General features: G+C 34.0%; 13 protein-coding genes. 3 read left to right on the top strand and 10 right to left on the bottom strand.

The genetic code is table 11. The annotated features are described in order from the left end of the window. Window positions 1-271 precede the first annotated feature (271 nt). The gene (locus ACWGOQ_RS10565; RefSeq protein WP_452058236.1) at window positions 272-2,368 is read right to left on the bottom strand and encodes a serine hydrolase; all 2,097 of its coding nucleotides are present in this window, start codon (window positions 2,366-2,368) and stop codon (window positions 272-274) included. A 137-nt stretch (window positions 2,369-2,505) separates the two neighbouring features. Here ACWGOQ_RS10565 and ACWGOQ_RS10560 point away from each other — a divergent pair, with 137 nt between their 5' ends. Next, window positions 2,506-4,143, top strand: coding sequence for an ABC-F family ATP-binding cassette domain-containing protein (locus ACWGOQ_RS10560; protein WP_452058237.1), 1,638 nt, complete (start codon window positions 2,506-2,508; stop codon window positions 4,141-4,143). An 86-nt stretch (window positions 4,144-4,229) separates the two neighbouring features. Here the strand turns inward: ACWGOQ_RS10560 and ACWGOQ_RS10555 are convergent, their stop codons facing one another. The 9 genes from ACWGOQ_RS10555 to ACWGOQ_RS10515 form a co-directional block, all read right to left on the bottom strand. After that, window positions 4,230-5,297 (bottom strand): DJ-1/PfpI family protein, encoded by a 1,068-nt coding sequence (locus ACWGOQ_RS10555; RefSeq protein ID WP_452058238.1) that lies wholly within the window; start codon window positions 5,295-5,297, stop codon window positions 4,230-4,232. A gap of 88 nt (window positions 5,298-5,385) precedes the next feature. Beyond that, window positions 5,386-6,336 (bottom strand): GlxA family transcriptional regulator, encoded by a 951-nt coding sequence (locus ACWGOQ_RS10550; RefSeq protein ID WP_458202814.1) that lies wholly within the window; start codon window positions 6,334-6,336, stop codon window positions 5,386-5,388. Window positions 6,337-6,361: 25 nt separating this feature from the next. Further along, window positions 6,362-6,892: a CIA30 family protein gene (locus tag ACWGOQ_RS10545; RefSeq protein ID WP_452058239.1), complete on the bottom strand. Its 531-nt coding sequence runs from the start codon at window positions 6,890-6,892 to the stop codon at window positions 6,362-6,364. 24 nt (window positions 6,893-6,916) lie between these two features. Further along, complete coding sequence (locus ACWGOQ_RS10540; protein ID WP_452058240.1) at window positions 6,917-7,084, bottom strand: Lacal_2735 family protein; 168 nt, start codon at window positions 7,082-7,084, stop codon at window positions 6,917-6,919. A gap of 142 nt (window positions 7,085-7,226) precedes the next feature. Next, window positions 7,227-7,952, bottom strand: coding sequence for a sulfite exporter TauE/SafE family protein (locus ACWGOQ_RS10535; RefSeq protein WP_452058241.1), 726 nt, complete (start codon window positions 7,950-7,952; stop codon window positions 7,227-7,229). A gap of 46 nt (window positions 7,953-7,998) precedes the next feature. Next, window positions 7,999-8,808, bottom strand: a complete 810-nt coding sequence (locus ACWGOQ_RS10530; protein WP_452058242.1) for an arginase family protein — start codon at window positions 8,806-8,808, stop codon at window positions 7,999-8,001. Beyond that, window positions 8,808-10,448, bottom strand: a complete 1,641-nt coding sequence (locus tag ACWGOQ_RS10525) for a M1 family metallopeptidase (protein ID WP_452058243.1) — start codon at window positions 10,446-10,448, stop codon at window positions 8,808-8,810. The genes ACWGOQ_RS10530 and ACWGOQ_RS10525 overlap by 1 nt, the downstream gene beginning before the upstream one ends. Window positions 10,449-10,462: 14 nt before the next feature. Beyond that, complete coding sequence (locus tag ACWGOQ_RS10520) at window positions 10,463-11,401, bottom strand: alpha/beta hydrolase (RefSeq protein ID WP_452058244.1); 939 nt, start codon at window positions 11,399-11,401, stop codon at window positions 10,463-10,465. Window positions 11,402-11,451: 50 nt separating this feature from the next. Beyond that, window positions 11,452-12,792 carry a M28 family peptidase gene (locus ACWGOQ_RS10515; protein ID WP_452058245.1) on the bottom strand — a complete coding sequence of 447 codons (1,341 nt, stop codon included), beginning with the start codon at window positions 12,790-12,792 and terminating at the stop codon, window positions 11,452-11,454. 142 nt (window positions 12,793-12,934) lie between these two features. Here ACWGOQ_RS10515 and ACWGOQ_RS10510 point away from each other — a divergent pair, with 142 nt between their 5' ends. Both ACWGOQ_RS10510 and ACWGOQ_RS10505 read left to right on the top strand, forming a co-directional pair. Beyond that, window positions 12,935-15,724 carry a response regulator gene (locus tag ACWGOQ_RS10510; protein ID WP_452058246.1) on the top strand — a complete coding sequence of 930 codons (2,790 nt, stop codon included), beginning with the start codon at window positions 12,935-12,937 and terminating at the stop codon, window positions 15,722-15,724. A 343-nt stretch (window positions 15,725-16,067) separates the two neighbouring features. Next, window positions 16,068-16,781, top strand: coding sequence for a hypothetical protein (locus ACWGOQ_RS10505; protein WP_452058247.1), 714 nt, complete (start codon window positions 16,068-16,070; stop codon window positions 16,779-16,781). Window positions 16,782-16,816 lie beyond the last annotated feature (35 nt).

Genomic DNA, 16,816 nt, shown 5'->3' with positions numbered 1-16,816 from the left:
CATTAAATAGTTGAGTTGTAATTAAGGGGTGTAAACAAAAAGTTATTTTAAGATAATGATAAGTTTAATAAATACATAATTTTAATAGAGAAAATTCCCCAATTTTATTTAGAGGATTGTCCTTATCTCTTGACAATCTATGAAGGAATACGGTAATGATTCTTATACAATAAAGAGCATTTGTTTTTTAAAGTACCTAAAAACTCCTCTTAATGAGGGATACTTATTTGTATGAACTTAAGAATGAAGTTCCATAAAATTTAAATAAAGCTTAATTTTCGGTTATTTTACCAGCAATTAGGAATTCTATAAGCGCATTATGCAGCTGATCACCTTTGTTGCTATTAGTAAATACAACAAAACCCATATTAAGATCTTGATACATTCTGGCCAAACATTTAAAATCTCCATTATTACCTCCGTGACCAAAGGTATTTCCAAAAGGTGTTTTTTCCAAGTGTATACTCAGTCCAAAATATGCTTCCCAGCCTGGTCTGTTTTGACCTTTATCTTTAGGTATTTCTGTTTCTATACTAAACATCTTTTTGTATGTTTCAGGCTTTAAGCCTTTTTTTGTTGATAAAGCAAGTAAGAAATCTGTAAATGTTTTAGCCTCTGTATGCATACTCCACGCCATTCCAGCTTTATCTGGTAATTCCATTCTGGTAGGCTGATTATCAAAATGACCATTCGCTACTGTTGCTTTTAAATAATCATTTTTTTTGAAATAGGTATGTACTAACCCTAATGGTAATAATACTTCTTCTTTTAGTAATACATTGATATCTTTCTTTGTGATATGAGCTACCACACGTTTTAGGTATTCAAAACCTTCTCCCGAATAATTATAATCGGTGCCAGGAGTGAATTTAATATCGATTATACCATCTTCATTCATCCAAGCCCAGTTTGGAAAACCGGTTTTGTGTGTTAGTACGTGTCTTGCAGTAATTAGTTGATAACGTTCATCGTGTGCAATAGCTTCAAACGGTAAATATTCATATAATGGTTTGTCCAGATCCATCTCGCCTCTTTCTACCAATCGCATGACTGCGAACCCAAATACAGGTTTCGTAATTGATGCCGCTTCGAATAATGTGGTTTCATCCACCCTTTCTAGGGTATATGCGTTTTTTAACCCATAGATTTGGTGATATGCAAGTTTTCCATCCTTGATGAGTGCTAGTGAAACACCCGGAATTTCATAATATTCTTGATATGCTTTGACAAACTGATCTACTAATGCGACCTTTTCAAGATCAAAATCATGAAGTATTCCTTTTTCGGGTATCAGATCCAATTCTGGAGCAATTGATACGATTACAGTAGGGGCAGTGGTATTTTTACCAGCAGTTATGGTAACTTTTTGATGAAATTTTTTAGAGTGTATTCTAAATGCAATACCATCTTGCGTATGGAAGTTTTGGGCAGCTGAAATAGTATAATCTCCAGAAGGAAGATCAATTTTGTATTGACCTGTTCTATCGACAGCAACTTGTGTCCAAAGATTGGGATCAGTGGTAGCGGTCAACCGAATATTGTTTGGAAACCCTTTTATGGTTTTATTTTCCCACACTAACTGACCAGAAAGACTCCCGGTAATTTCTTTTTCTTTCATCAAAATTACGTCCCCTAATCTAGAAGATGATTGACTTTTACCTCCTCCTTTTCCCCAGGAAATAAATGTATTGGTAGCCGGGTCGCCTTCATCCTTATCGATAAGTACGTGATCAATTCCGATAGTTCTCCCGGCTGTCACTTTCCCTAATAATTTTATTCTGTACTCATAAAAAGTGGTAGTTCCTTTTCTATTGAATTTTATTTCAAGCAGATTCCAGGTATGATTTTTTATTTCAGGATCCCAGCTAGTGGATGGATCCATCATTTTTTTATATTTTTCTCCAAATTGATACAAATCTAAACCAGATCCTTTTGGTGAGTGTTGCCCATCTATGTAAAGATTATAAGTGTCCTGCGTATTCCAATCTGCTTTTTCTGTCATATCTATTACATGAGAGTCATCAACCACAGTTACCAGGACGTATAATGATTGTTCAGACACATTATACCCTACTTGAAAATGAGCAGAAAAATCACCTTTATTTTTTGGTTGATTGCCAAATGGAGTTTCAGCTATTGGAAACTTAGTAAGATTTCTGGGCCAATCAGAGATATCCCCATCAATTTTTATATTATCAATAGGACGAGCATAAGCAATAGCACCGTTAGAATCGAAATTGGGTATATCTATGTGGTGAAATACCCCACTGGTGCTATATCCGAGGTTGCTTATCATCAGAACAAGCACAAAACATGAATTTTTATAGAAGTTTATACGATCAGGAACGAAGTTGCTTAGTAGTCTCATAATGATAGTTGTTTACATACTAATGATATTTATTTAAATAGATTGTTACAGTTTTAAAGTTTTAAAATCTAAGTAGGTTACAATTCGTTTATTATAAGCTCCTTTTTCATAGTTTTGCATTTTTAAAATAAAAGGATATGATTTCTGTAGATGGAATTGCGGTAGAGTTTAGTGGGGAAACCCTATTTAGTAATGTTTCTTTTGTGATTAATGAAAATGACAAAATAGCCTTAATGGGTAAGAATGGAGCGGGCAAATCTACAATGATGAAGATCATCGCAGGCGCGCAAAAAGCAACCAGAGGAAATGTTAGATGCCCTAAAGAGGCAGTAATTGCCTACTTGCCACAGCATTTATTGACCGATGATGATTGTACAGTATTCGAAGAAGCATCCAAAGCATTTGGTGAGGTTCATGAGATGCAACACGAAATCAACCGTTTAAATAAAGAGCTAGAAACTCGTACCGATTATGATACTGAGGAGTATATGAATATCATTCAGAAAGTTACTGATCTTGGGGAAAAGTTTTATGCCATTGAAGAAGTAAATTATGATGCTGAAGTAGAAAAAGCATTACAAGGACTCGGTTTTAAAAGGAAAGATTTTACACGACCAACTAGTGAGTTTAGCGGTGGATGGAGAATGCGTATCGAACTGGCTAAAATACTCCTGCAAAAACCAGATTTAATATTGTTAGATGAGCCCACAAATCACGTGGATATCGAATCAGTGATTTGGTTAGAAGATTTCTTGCTCCATAAAGCAAAGGCTGTTATCGTAATTTCTCACGATAAAGCATTTATAGATAATATCACCAATAGGACTATAGAGGTTACTATGGGAAGGATCTACGATTATAAAGCCAATTATTCACACTACCTACAATTAAGAGAAGAGAGGCGGGCACATCAAATAAAAGCCTATCAGGAACAACAAAAATTCATTGCTGATACTAAGACTTTTATAGAAAGATTTAAAGGGACTTATTCTAAAACAAATCAGGTGAACTCGCGAGAACGTATGCTGGAGAAATTGGATATTATAGAAATTGATGAAGTAGATTCATCTTCTTTAAAGCTTCGATTTCCACCATCAGCGCGTTCTGGTGATTATCCGGTAATTGCCAAAGATCTGTCCAAAAAATATGATGATCATGTGGTTTTTAAAGAGGCTAGTATGTCTATAGCCAGAGGGGAAAAAGTCTCGTTTGTAGGTAGAAATGGAGAAGGAAAATCTACGATGATTAAAGCAATTATGGGAGAAATTAATTTTGAAGGTGAATGTGAATTAGGCCACAATGCGAGAGTAGGTTATTTTGCCCAAAATCAAGCAGCTTTATTGGATCCAAATCTTACCGTTTTTCAAACAGTTGATGAGGTAGCCAAAGGTGATGTGCGAACACAGATCAAAAACATACTGGGGCAGTTTATGTTTAGTGGAGATACTATTGATAAAAAAGTAGGAGTGCTTTCTGGAGGTGAAAAAACGCGACTTGCCATGGTCAAGTTGCTTCTGGAGCCTGTAAACGTTTTAATTTTGGATGAGCCAACGAATCACCTGGATATAAGATCCAAAGATGTTCTAAAAGAAGCGCTACTTTCATTTGACGGTACGTTGATTTTGGTATCTCACGATCGTGATTTTTTAAGAGGGTTGTCAAATAAAGTTTTTGAGTTTAAGAATAAAAGAGTGATTGAACATTTTGAAACTATCGATGCTTTTCTGGAAAGAAATAGAATGGAGAGCTTGCAGGAAATTGATTTGAAACCGTGATTGCCGGGTATACCGTTTATCATTTGAATTTACTGAAATAACGAATCTTACTTTTCTTTTCCAGCAAACTCAAACAATACAAGGTATTACTTTAGCTTCTGGAACAATTTAGTATGATTATTTGAAGATCTAAAACCGATAACACGGTCGTTTTTATCTTTCTCAAAGGTTATTTTGTCATTACTTAGATTAGTAAAAACATCTTTTTTTAAGTAAAACAAAGGATAGTTTCTTTTATTTACAATAGCGTACAGTGAATTTTCCCTAGCGTTTATTTTTACCATTACCTCTGTGTTGTCCATATATTCATAAGATCCTGTATAATCGTCGAGATTAGGAATGTTTATGAATCCATCATAAGGATTATGTATAGATAGATTTAATCCTTCTCCCGGAACCCATTTATCATATTCCATATGATAAGCAATTTTTCTAGCCTCATTAAATCCTTGTAGTTTTGCAACCAGATGCAATGCTCCATCGATACCAGCAGAAATACCTGCAGTAGTTATAACTTTGCCATTATCAATAAAACGGGCATCTTTTACAACAGTAATATGCGGGTAATCATTTTCCAACTTGTCCAATGCATTATGAAAAGTAGTAGCAGTCATACCTTCTAAGGTTCCAGCATTTGCTAATGCAAATACACCTGTACAAACGGAGAAGTGATATTCAATGCTTTTTTGTGATTTAATCCAATTTATAACATCTTGGTCTTTAAAAGATTGAGCAGCATTTCCTCCAAAAAAAGCTAAAATATCAGCTTTAGGTGCATTTTCTATACTATAATCTGGTAGTACCTTGAGAATTCCTTGAGAAATAATTGGTTCTTTGGTTTTTGATACTGTAAAAATTTCAAAATCTGCATATGCAAATACTTCCATCGGCCCAGCAAAATCTAATATTTCAATACCTGGTTGTAGGTAGAAGGCAATTTTTTTCTTTTTTGTTACTTTATATTTTTCGTTTAGTTCTTTTTGGGTCATTAGTTTCATTTCGCAATGGTTACATACTCCAGGTTTATTAAATGTTAACGTATCACAAGAACTATTACACGGTGGACAAACATATATGCTGTCAGTTTCAATAGATGACTGCGGATATGAAATTATATAAGTTAAAAATGGAATAAGTACTAATAACCTTTTCATTACTTTTTTGTTTAGAGATTTATGTTTGGTAAAATTAGTAACTATTTAGCCTGGCCAAAAGGACAACTATACGAAGTATCGGGACAATTTATAACAAGGATTCTACATCCGTTGGTAATATTTCTTTGTGTTTTTTAAGAAGAGTTCTTAATTGATTTGTGCTATTTAGACCACATTGATCGGATACATAGTCTACCTTATTACCTTCTGCTAATAATTGTATAGCTCTATCAACTCGAAGCTTTTCCAAATAATTTCCGATAGTTATTCCTGTAGTTTTTTTAAACAAGCGAGTAAGGTTTCTGGAGCTCATATAGACGTTCTCTGCGATATCTTGTAATACAAAAGATGAATCAATATGCTTCATCATATAATCCTGAGCATCATGAATTCTAGTGTCTAGATGATTTCTATATTGAAGAAAAAGACTAAGTTGCGGATCGGATTCACTTCTTCTAAAGTAAATAACAACTTCTTTTGCTACTTGCGAAGCTAACCTTGACGAAAATTGTACTTCTAGAATGTACAACGCTAAATCGATACCAGATGTAACACCAGCGCTAGAGTACAATCGATGTTCTACCACGAATAGTCTATTCTTTATCAGTTCAATCTCTGGATATTTTTGACTAAATTCTGAAAAATACTTCCAATGAGTAGTACAACTTTTACCGTGTAAAATTCCAGAAGCTGCCACTAAAAATGTTCCTGTACATACGGAGCATATTTGAGCGCTATGATCATATTGATTTTTGATCCATTTAAAAAATGATTTATTTCTTATATAGAAATTAGTATCTGAAATTAATGAAAACTCAATACCGGGAATAAATATAAAATCTTCTGGCGTTAGTTGAAACCTATCAAATGGAACTAATTTGGTAAAATGTAACCCAGCACTGCTACTTATTTGACTATGATCATTAATGGTTACAAAATGCAACTCGATATCGGCTCCATATTCTTTTGCTTCATAAAAAATATGTGCTGGACCAATGATATCTAACAAATGTACTTTTGGCGATATTATGAAAAGAATTCTTTTAATAACTATCGGTATTATTTTACTTCAGTGTTATAGCATCAATTTCTAATCTAAAGTTTTCTGCTTTTTTATTACCGATCAAAAACGCAATTTCTTGCATTTGTTCTGATGGGTAGTTTGGGATGTCTAATTCTCTTCCTCTAAAAGCCGGATACATCTCTGATAATATAATTTCAATAGTTTGCCAATCTCCGGTAGTTTTAAAAGGAGCAATATACGAATGGCGATCGTTAATGCTGTTTTTTATTCTAAACTGATATCTCTTTTGGTCCCCTTTTAATCTGATAAATGCTCTAGTGTACCTCTTTACTTTCTTAGTATCAAATCGATATCTGATGGATGAAAAACCTCCATTATTCTCTAGAGAAACGGTACCAGAAAACACAGCATTTCCGGTAGGATTTATTTCTAGATTTCCATTGGATAGCCCACCCATAACTCCGTCATCAACTACATTCCAATTGGATAAATTGCTGTTCTTTTCAAAGTCATAAATCACTAAAGAAGATGTCATAAGTATACTAAATATATAGGATGCAAGAATATTCATAATGGTAGCGACAAATTATAAAAATTATTCCTGAAGTTGTTCTATCTTTCTTAAGACTTCCTCGGCTTCTGCTTGTTTGTTATCGCTAGCTTTTCGATTGGTATGGGATAATTTGTAAGATTCTTCCATCAATCTTTTGTACTTTTTTTGAAGTTGTTCTTTTTCTGATTTTTTCTTAAATAATGTAAACATAGGGCTGCTTTTTATTTAAAGATAGCGCAAACTGCCTTAAACATATGAGAAAGTTATCCTAAATAACATTTTTATAAGACTCTTATATCCGTACATAATTAATTCTAAAACAAGGCAGTACCATAGATATAGTACCAACTAGCTATCGCAGTAGAATAACGATGCCACCAATTGCAGTCATAATCAAAATAAATTTTCTATACTGATGGTCTTTAAATTGCTTTACTACTTTTAAACCAATTATAAATCCTACTAATACTCCTGGAATTAAATACAAATCTGTAAGTATTGATTGTTGTGTTACGGTTTTCCAACTAAAAATATGAAAAGGTAATTTCACCAAATTAATAATGAAGAACAACCATGCGGCAGTACCAATAAATTCATTTTTCGGAATACGGGTAGCCAGAAAAAAAATGTTAGAAAAAGCACCTGCTAAGTTACCGATCATGGTAGTGAATCCAGCCAATAATCCTGTTGATCCAGCAAACCAAATAGTATTTGGTATATTTTTCTGTTCATAACGCTCCCAGAGAAACATAATGATCACACTAATAATTATGATGATCGCCATTCCTTTTTTAAAAATTTCTTCGCTCAAATCTTTTCCGACGAATACTGCCACCAAAACTCCTGCAATCATCCAGGGAAGAAATCTAATAAGATATTTCCATTGTGCATGTCTGTTGTAATATATGACAGCAAGTATATCAGCAAAGATTAAGAGAGGTAAAACTATGCCTGTAGAAGCTTTAGCTCCATGCACTAACGCCATCATTGTAACAATGAGGACCCCCATTCCTTTTAGACCAGATTTGGACATTCCCAGAATAATCGCTGCTATAAAAGAGGTTATATATATAGTCATTTAAGGAGTAGTTAACGTTTACAATTTATTAGTGAAAAGTATTGTACTATGTTTTTATTAGTAAATTAATAATTTTTTTTATAGGTGGTAATTCTGAAATATTAGTTGCGATTGATTCCAGAACACTGCTTCCGACAATGGAGAAATTTTCTTTTAATGTATTTATGCAAACCTCTGCCTCAGAAATTGTTACTCCTTGAGGGACCTGATAATATGTTTTATCATAATCTTTTGGTTCCAGGCAATCAAAATCAAAATGTAAGTAGAGATGCGTAATATTTTTTGATCGCAAGGTGTTTACTAGGTCTGAAATGGCTGTCTTTTTTGGAGCATAAATTCCACCTTTACCAATTCTAACTTGTTCTTTTTCATCTATATTCCGAAGACCAATATAATGAATTTGTGAGGCCTCAATTGTTGAAAACAATAGTGGGTTCATATGCTCAACACCTTCACCTAATAGGGTTCTTAATGGCATCCCATGGAAATTGCAGCTAGGTGAGTCATAGGGTGTATTGATGTCTGCATGTGCATCAAACCAGATGACACCAAGATTGGGATATTTTTGATTAAGATATGAAACAGGAACAATTTCTAATCCACAATCGCCACCTACAATTTTTATTGTTTTCGGTTGTGATTGATGAATACTTTTTTTAAGACGGTCTAACTGTTCTGTGATAGCGTCATAATTATGGATATCGTATTTTTTTTCTCCGTTTTTTCCGGCTGTTATTTTGGATAAAGGGATATGCACAAATTCTGGATCATTCAGATACTCTAAAATAGTTTTTGCTCCGTGTTCTATGGTTTTACCGGTTCCGGATCCTTGCCATTGTGGAAAATAAATTTTCATCAGATCGATTTAGTTTTCACATAAAAATTAGGATCAATATTGATTGTATTTGCTTTTATTTTTAGTGTTTGCCATTCAGTATTTGGTTGTATCCATTTGTCTTTTTTATCAATTTTTAAGCGTACTGGCATATCAAAACCTTCTACAACATTTATATATCGATATTTTAATCCGTTATTATCGAAACCATATTCTAACGTAGGTATTCTAGTATCCCTTAGATATTGATTAAAAAAAGCAGTTAGATCAATATTAGTTTTTTCACTGAGAAAGTCTTCGATTTGCTTAGTTGTAACTGTTTGATGATAAAACTCTTTGTTTAATCCTCTTAGGATAGCTCTCCAGGTTGAATCGTCTTCTATAAGTTGACGTAATGTATGAAGCATATTAGCGCCTTTGTAATACATGTCGCTGGATCCTTCATTATTAACATCATATTGTCCGATAATTGGTTTATCATTACTAATTCCCTGCCGTGTTCCGATCACATAATCCGAAGAAGCGTCTTGTCCGTAGTAATAGTCCAGAAACAAGCTTTCAGAATATGCTGTAAAACTTTCATGAATCCACATATCAGCGATATCCTTATAGGTTATATTGTTAGCAAACCATTCGTGACCTGACTCGTGGATAATGATAAAGTCAAATTTTAATCCCCAACCGGTACCAGATAAATCGTTACCCAGATATCCGTTTACATATTTATTTCCGTAGGTAACTGAACTCTGATGTTCCATTCCTAAATAGGGTACTTCTACCAACTTAAAACTGTCTTCATAAAAAGGGTATGGTCCAAACCAGTGTTCAAAGGCTTTCATCATTTTTGGAGCGTCTTTAAACTGTTTTTTAGCGGCTTTTAGGTTATCCCTTAACACGTAATAATCCATATCAAGTTTGCCTTTTTCTCCTTCATATTGCTCTCCAAAATAAACATAGTCACCTATATTAATATTCACTCCATAGTTATTGATCGGATTACTAACAAACCAATGATAAGTTTTTGTATTTGGTTTTTTCTCCTCTATTTTACGAAGTCTTCCATTAGAGACATTCATCAGATCCTTAGGAACGGTGACACTTACTAGCATACTATCTACTTCATCATACATATGATCCTTATTTGGCCACCACACACTGGCGCCTAATCCTTGACAAGAAGAGGCTATGAAGTGTTTCCCGTTACTATCTTTTTTCCAAGAAATTCCTCCATCCCAAGGTGCGCGTACTGCTTCTCTGGGTGTTCCACCATAGAAAACCTCTAAGGAATTGATACTTCCTTTCTTTTGTTCTTTATCAAGCGTAACAAAATGCGCATTCTCTTCAGAAGTTACTTTTAACTCTTTTCCGTCTTGTACTACTTTTTCTATCTTCAAGGGAGGTTGAAGATCTATTTGTAGTACATTATGATCTTTTAAGACTTTATAATAAATACTATTTTTTCCTTGAATGGTTTTGTTGTCTGGATCAACTGAGATATCCAGATGATAATAGGTAAGGTCCCACCAAGCTCGTTCCGGAGTAATAGAACCTCTTAGCGTATCTTGTCTGGTAAATTGCTGTTGTTGATCAAAAAGTGATGATTGCGAAAAAACTATTGATAAAGAGCAAATAAAACATATTGTTAAGAAAAACCTATTCATTTTTTGAATTTAATTTATTGTAATAAAAATTGAAGCGGAATATGAACACGCTCATTCCAGCTCTTTTCATTATGTGCTGCACCTTCAAACTTTTTAGTGATCCAGTTTTTGCCTTCTGTATACCCTTTGTCGATCATCATCTGATCCACCTTTTTTTGATAAGGTTCATACTGTGCATCTAATGTTTCTGTTCCAAAGTCGAAATAAATTGTATGCGTTTCCGGATCCGGAAGGGTAGTAGGCAATGTTTTCATATAGGCTTCTCCCAATACAGGAACCGGCCAGTGCGTAGAGACACATCCAGCAGCTCCAAATACTTCTGGATATTTACAGATAGCGTAAAGTGATATCAATCCTCCCATAGAAGATCCCATAATAGCAGTGTTTTCAGCTTTTGTATATACATTGTATGTGTTATCGATAAATGGCTTTAATTCTTCAACTAAGAACATTAAATATTCATCAGAGTACAAATCATCAAAACCGGTATTTTGTTTTAAAGCAGCTTTAATTGCTGCGCTGCTGGTTACTTCTGCGGGAGCTTCTGGCATATATTCGGAAAAACGTTTTTTTACGGTATTCCAGGGAGCCACAACAATGGTGTTTTTAATCATACCGATTTTTATCAAACTATCTACTACTTCATCTACACCCCAATCAATTCCTGTATAAGAAGTTTTTGAGTTAAAAACATTTTGTCCATCGTGCATATACAACACGTTGTATTTATCTTTTGAATTGGCATCATAACCATCCGGAAGAAATACTTCTACATTTCTAGGAATTACGTATTCTGATTTAAAATCTTTATGAATCACAACTTCACCTTTTGTTTTAGTAGGTAGTGTTTGTGCTATTTCAATTAGAGGAGGTAATTTTCTTTGTATTCCCTCTTGCTTACAAGAAATAGTACAAATAAGTACTAAGATGGATATGATTTTTAATGTTTTCATCGGTTGTGTGGTTCGGTCAAATTAAATATGATAATATACTAATAAACAATTTATTTTCTAAATACACCTGATGGGAATACGACTGGACTTTCATACCCGTTTTTTCCTATACTTGCTACACCAAAAAAATAATTATCAATAACGATACCATTTAGTGTAAAGTTATCTACATCACCAACAAATCGGCTGTAATCCCAGGTTGGAGATGTGGTGTCCCTCCAATAGATTTTATACCCTTGTATATTTGTGTCATTTACCTTTTGCCATTTTAATTTAGCAGAAGGTTCTACAATCCCTCCAATTTTGACGTTGGTAGGAGCGGGAGGAGCCCAGGCAATACTTGCCAGATTAATGGCATTAACCGCTGTAAGTTTTGCAGCATACTCAAAATTCACATGTTTCACTACATCGCCATATTTAATTCCGTTTTCTTCTCTAATGTCTTGATGTTGTTGCGTATAGTTTTCATGTGCTTCCATAATTCGTATACCAGCAAAACCTGCATCATTAAAAGGACGATGATGACCACCACGACCAAAACGATCCAGGCGGTAAATCATCATAGGATGCATTTCTGGCATATATTTTTTAGTAGTTTTATGGATATATCGAGCTAATTGACGTGAAATTCCATCAACCTCACCTCCATAAAAACGTCTTCGCTCTACCGTTTTTTGATCATCTGTAAGATTGGTAGGTTCTGAGAAAATTCTAAATGTTCTATTATCAATTACACCATCTACACCTTTAATATTTCCAATCATATCATTATTCAGAACACCAATGATTTCCCAATTCTTTCCTTTAGCATAGGCAGCCAAACCCTTTCCTCCAAAAAGCCCTTGTTCCTCTCCGGATAATCCCACATATATGATACTACTTTCAAATTTATATTTGGATAATACTCTTGCAGCTTCAATGGTACCAGCCATTCCACTGGCATTGTCATTGGCTCCTGGCGCATCATCTGTGAAATTGGTGGGGTCTGAAATACGGGAATCAATATCACCACTCATGATAATAAAACGATTGGGGTATTTAGTACCTCGTTGTATAGCAACTACGTTGACCACCATCACATCTTTAACAATACGTTGATTGCTTCCCTTTGGTATTAGATCTTTTTGATAGAATACGTTCAAACAATTAGTACAGTCTTTAGAAATGTTATCAAACTCTGATTTAATCCACCTTCTTGCAGCACCAATTCCTCGGGTATCAGAAACGGTATCACTAAGTGTGTGACGTGTTCCAAATCCAGCTAGTTTTTTTATATCAGCTTCCATTCTTTCTGAAGATACTGCATCAATGATATCATATATTGTTTGATCGTTTTGTGCTGTTACAATAATGGAAAATAAAAGGAATATTGAGGTAAGAAGTAGTTTCATCTGTATGATTTTGATCGCCTAATTTAAGTAAAACCGATCATTGGCTACTCCTCCTTAACAAATTTATAAGACCAAGCACCTTTACTGTCGGTTTTAATGAATTACTAAAAATTGTATACATTTAGATACCAAATTTCAATTTATGAGAATTTCGATTGTAGGATTATTTCTTCTCAGTACAGTTTCTTTTTATGGTCAGAACTCATCTAAAATAGATTCCTTAATCAAATTGGCAAAATATGACGATGCGTTTCAACTTGCATCGGAAGACCTAATTACTGCAAAAAAATCATCTTCTCCATTATTACTGGGAAAAGCACAAGGTAAAATTGCAGATCTTTTTTTTAAGAAAGGTCAATACGATTCAACACGATACTATGCAAAAAAAGCACTGGCCTTAGGAATAAATCACGAATTACCCGAAGTAATTACTAATGCGTATCTTTCTATTGGTAACATTCACTATTCTAAATTTGAAGATTTAGATGCTATTACTACCTTTCAGAAAATAGATTCTATTTCTAGGCATACTGATTATAAGAATCAATATGTGGTCAGAGCTCTTTTTAATCTTGGTAAAGTACTACTCAGAACCTACAGTGTACAAGACACTTCCTATATAGGCAAAGCAGAAGGGTACTTTAAAAGAGCTATAAAAATGGCTTCTGAGATTGATAATGCATATTATCAGCATTGTGGATATGTGATGAGAGGCAATATATATGCTCAGCGAAAAGAGTACGAAAAAGCAATGCCCTTTTACCGAAAAAGTATGACTTATTTTATAGGGACAGGATCAACAAAAGATTTATCAGAAATTTATTGGTCATTGGGTATCATCTACACGGATCTTAACAGGTATGATAAGGCTGATAGCTATTATCAGTTAAGACTTCAGCTGCTTACCGAAACTGGAGACAAGTATCATATAGCAAATGCTCATAGAACGTATGCAGGATTTCTATATAGAATTTCACAACATAAAAAAGCCATACCATATTTCTTAGAGGCGTATCACTATTTTGAAAATTTTGACGCGGGAAAGAGTGGTGTGTTATTAGGGATCACTAGAAATCTGGCTATATCCTACCAAGAGGTAGAGGATTTTGAGAATGCTACCAAATTCTTTAGTCTTTCAGGAATTTATCGAGATTCATTGGAGGTTAGAAAACAAAAAAGCTTAGCATTAGATTTGGAAGCTAAATACCAGAACAAGCAAAAAGAACAAGAAATAAAATTACTTTCGGCACAAAAAAAAGCTATTGAAATACAAAAAAATAACCAGCGTACTATATTCTTGATGGGTCTTGCAGTGTTTTTGATTGCAGCTATGTTTTTATATGTTGCATTACGCAATCGTCAGAAATTGAATAAAAAACTGAAAGAACTGGATCGTGCTAAATCTAGGTTTTTTGAAAATATTTCTCACGAATTCAGAACACCTTTATCATTAATCTTTGGACCTATTGAGGAGCAATTAAAAAAAGAGACCCTTACTCCTCAAGAAAAACGTGCACTTACTATAGCAAAAAAAAATTCAGAAAGGTTACTGTTATTAGTGGATCAATTATTAGACCTGTCTAAATTAGAATCAGATCATTATAATTTGAATGTTCAGGAATCAGACCTTTCCCAGTTTTTAAAAGGAATTATCTCATCTTATAAGTATCAATCAGAAATCAATAACCAAGAATTTGTTGCTACCACAAACTTACATTATGAGGAGTCCTGGTTCGATCGTGATGTGCTGGAAAAAATTATCACTAATCTGCTGGGGAATGCGCTTAAATATACTCCGGAAGGAAATAAAATTTTAATATCATCTCAGAAGAACAACTCACAACTTTATCTGGAAATTAAAAATACGGGCACGACTTTGACCGACGAAGAGTTATCTAATATTTTCAGTAGATTTCATCGTGCGCACGAGAATACAACGGGTACAGGAATTGGCTTGGCATTGACCAAAGAGCTTGTGGAATTACATAAAGGTACGATAACAGCATTGAGCGATGAGATTTCTGTACGGTTTGTCGTGACTATTCCAGTAAATAAGAAAGTTTATAGAGAAGAGGAAGTGAGGTATCAAAAACAAACGCATATACCGAGATCTGAAAAACCATTACCTGAACGTATACAAAACGAAAAAATTGAAATTGAGCATCCAAGCAACAGTACTGATGATCCAATGTTATTGATCGTGGATGATAATGCAGAACTAAGAGAATATCTTTCATCATTGTTTTCTGATCGTTTCAATATCAAAACGGCAAAAGATGGTAAAGAGGGTTTTAAAAAAGCATTAAAATATGTTCCGGATGTGATCATTACTGATTTAATGATGCCCAATGAAAATGGGCTGCAACTAACAAAAAACAGTAAAACGAATCCTGCAACTTCTCATATCCCTATTGTAATGCTCACCGCAAAGGCAGATGACAAAGATAAACTAACAGGTATTGAAATCGGGGCTGATATCTACGTAACTAAACCTTTTCATACAGAAATTCTTACCGCTACGATTAACAATCTTTTAGAGTCTCGTAATAGATTACAGGAACGGTTTAGTCAAGAAGTTGTATTGACTCCAAAAGATGTTTCTGTAAACTCTTATGATCAACAATTCCTAAATGATCTTCAAGATGTCATGAATACAAATCTCATAGAAAGCGATTTTAATGCAGAAAATTTTGCTACTGTGCTACATATGAGTAGAATGCAACTGCACCGTAAGTTAAAGGCATTGACAGGTTTATCCACTACTGAATTTATACGGAATCAACGGCTTAAATTAGCATCCCAATTACTTAAAAAGTCAGAAACTAATATATCGCAGGTTGGATATGCTGTAGGCTTCAACAATCATTCTTATTTTACCAAATGTTTCAGAGAACAGTTTGGCATGTCACCATCTGATTATGCCAAATCCTAGAATATAAGGACTGTTTGTATATGAGATCTATACTGCGTATCCTATTGAATAACTTTTTGTTATTAGTTTATCGCTGCCTGTTACATATGTTACAGATTTTGTTACATTTCTATTAATCCTTTCTCATCATTCCAGATAGTTTTGTTGCTAGTTATCAAAGGATAGTCCTCCATTATTTAGATTTAATGAAGAAAAAACAAGTTATTTTAAAAGGAGTTATACCTAAAATGCCTGATAACCAGATTTACTTAAATGTAAATGCACTGGAAAAAGGTACTTATGAGCTTAAAATCATACATAAGAATAAACTCCTTCAAAAAACCACATTTAAAAAGAAATAATTATGAAACACCTCAAAAGCTTAGCAAAAACTTATTTTTTAATTTTAGGAATCACCTTGGTTGGTTGCAGTGGAGATGATGATGTAGCGACTACAAGAATAGGTTTTTTTCCTAATGAAATAACCCAAACTATTAGTACATCTGCAACTTCAGTAACAACGACCTTTACTTATAATGACAACAATCAAATAATCAGATTCGAAAGTAATGAATCTGGTGTATCTTTAGAATATAACGATAATGGTCTAATTAGTCAAATAACTGAAATTGATGATTCTGGTAGCTATTCGGTAGTTTATAACGGAGATATTGTAGATCAATTAGTTGAAAATACAACCAATGATATTATTGAAGTAGACTATGTCGACGGAACTTATAGTTTTGACGGAGGAAGCAGGACCTTTGACGCTGATAATAGGCTCATTGATACTGGTGGTACTACGTCTATCACCTATAATACCAGTTCGGGTCCATTTGAAGAAGTTGATTTTCAACCGGTTCTGTTTTTTCTGGGAGGTAGTTCGGTAACAACCGCTTCTTATTTCTTTTCAAAAAATGAAGTCACTTCTTTTTCTGTGCCTTTGGGAGGAGTACTGCAATGTACTACTCATAGAGACACTGATGGAAATATTGATTTGGTAATTGTTAGAAGGGAAGATGGAGAAGAAGTTTACCGTTATGTAATAGCTTATGAAGAAAGGGTAATAACGAATTAACTTTACATGAATTCATAGGTAACCCTGTGAAGAAA

This window comes from Aquimarina ulvae (genome assembly GCF_053613295.3).
Note: the sequence above shows the minus strand (reverse complement) of the source record. Positions and strands in the feature narration are given on the sequence as shown.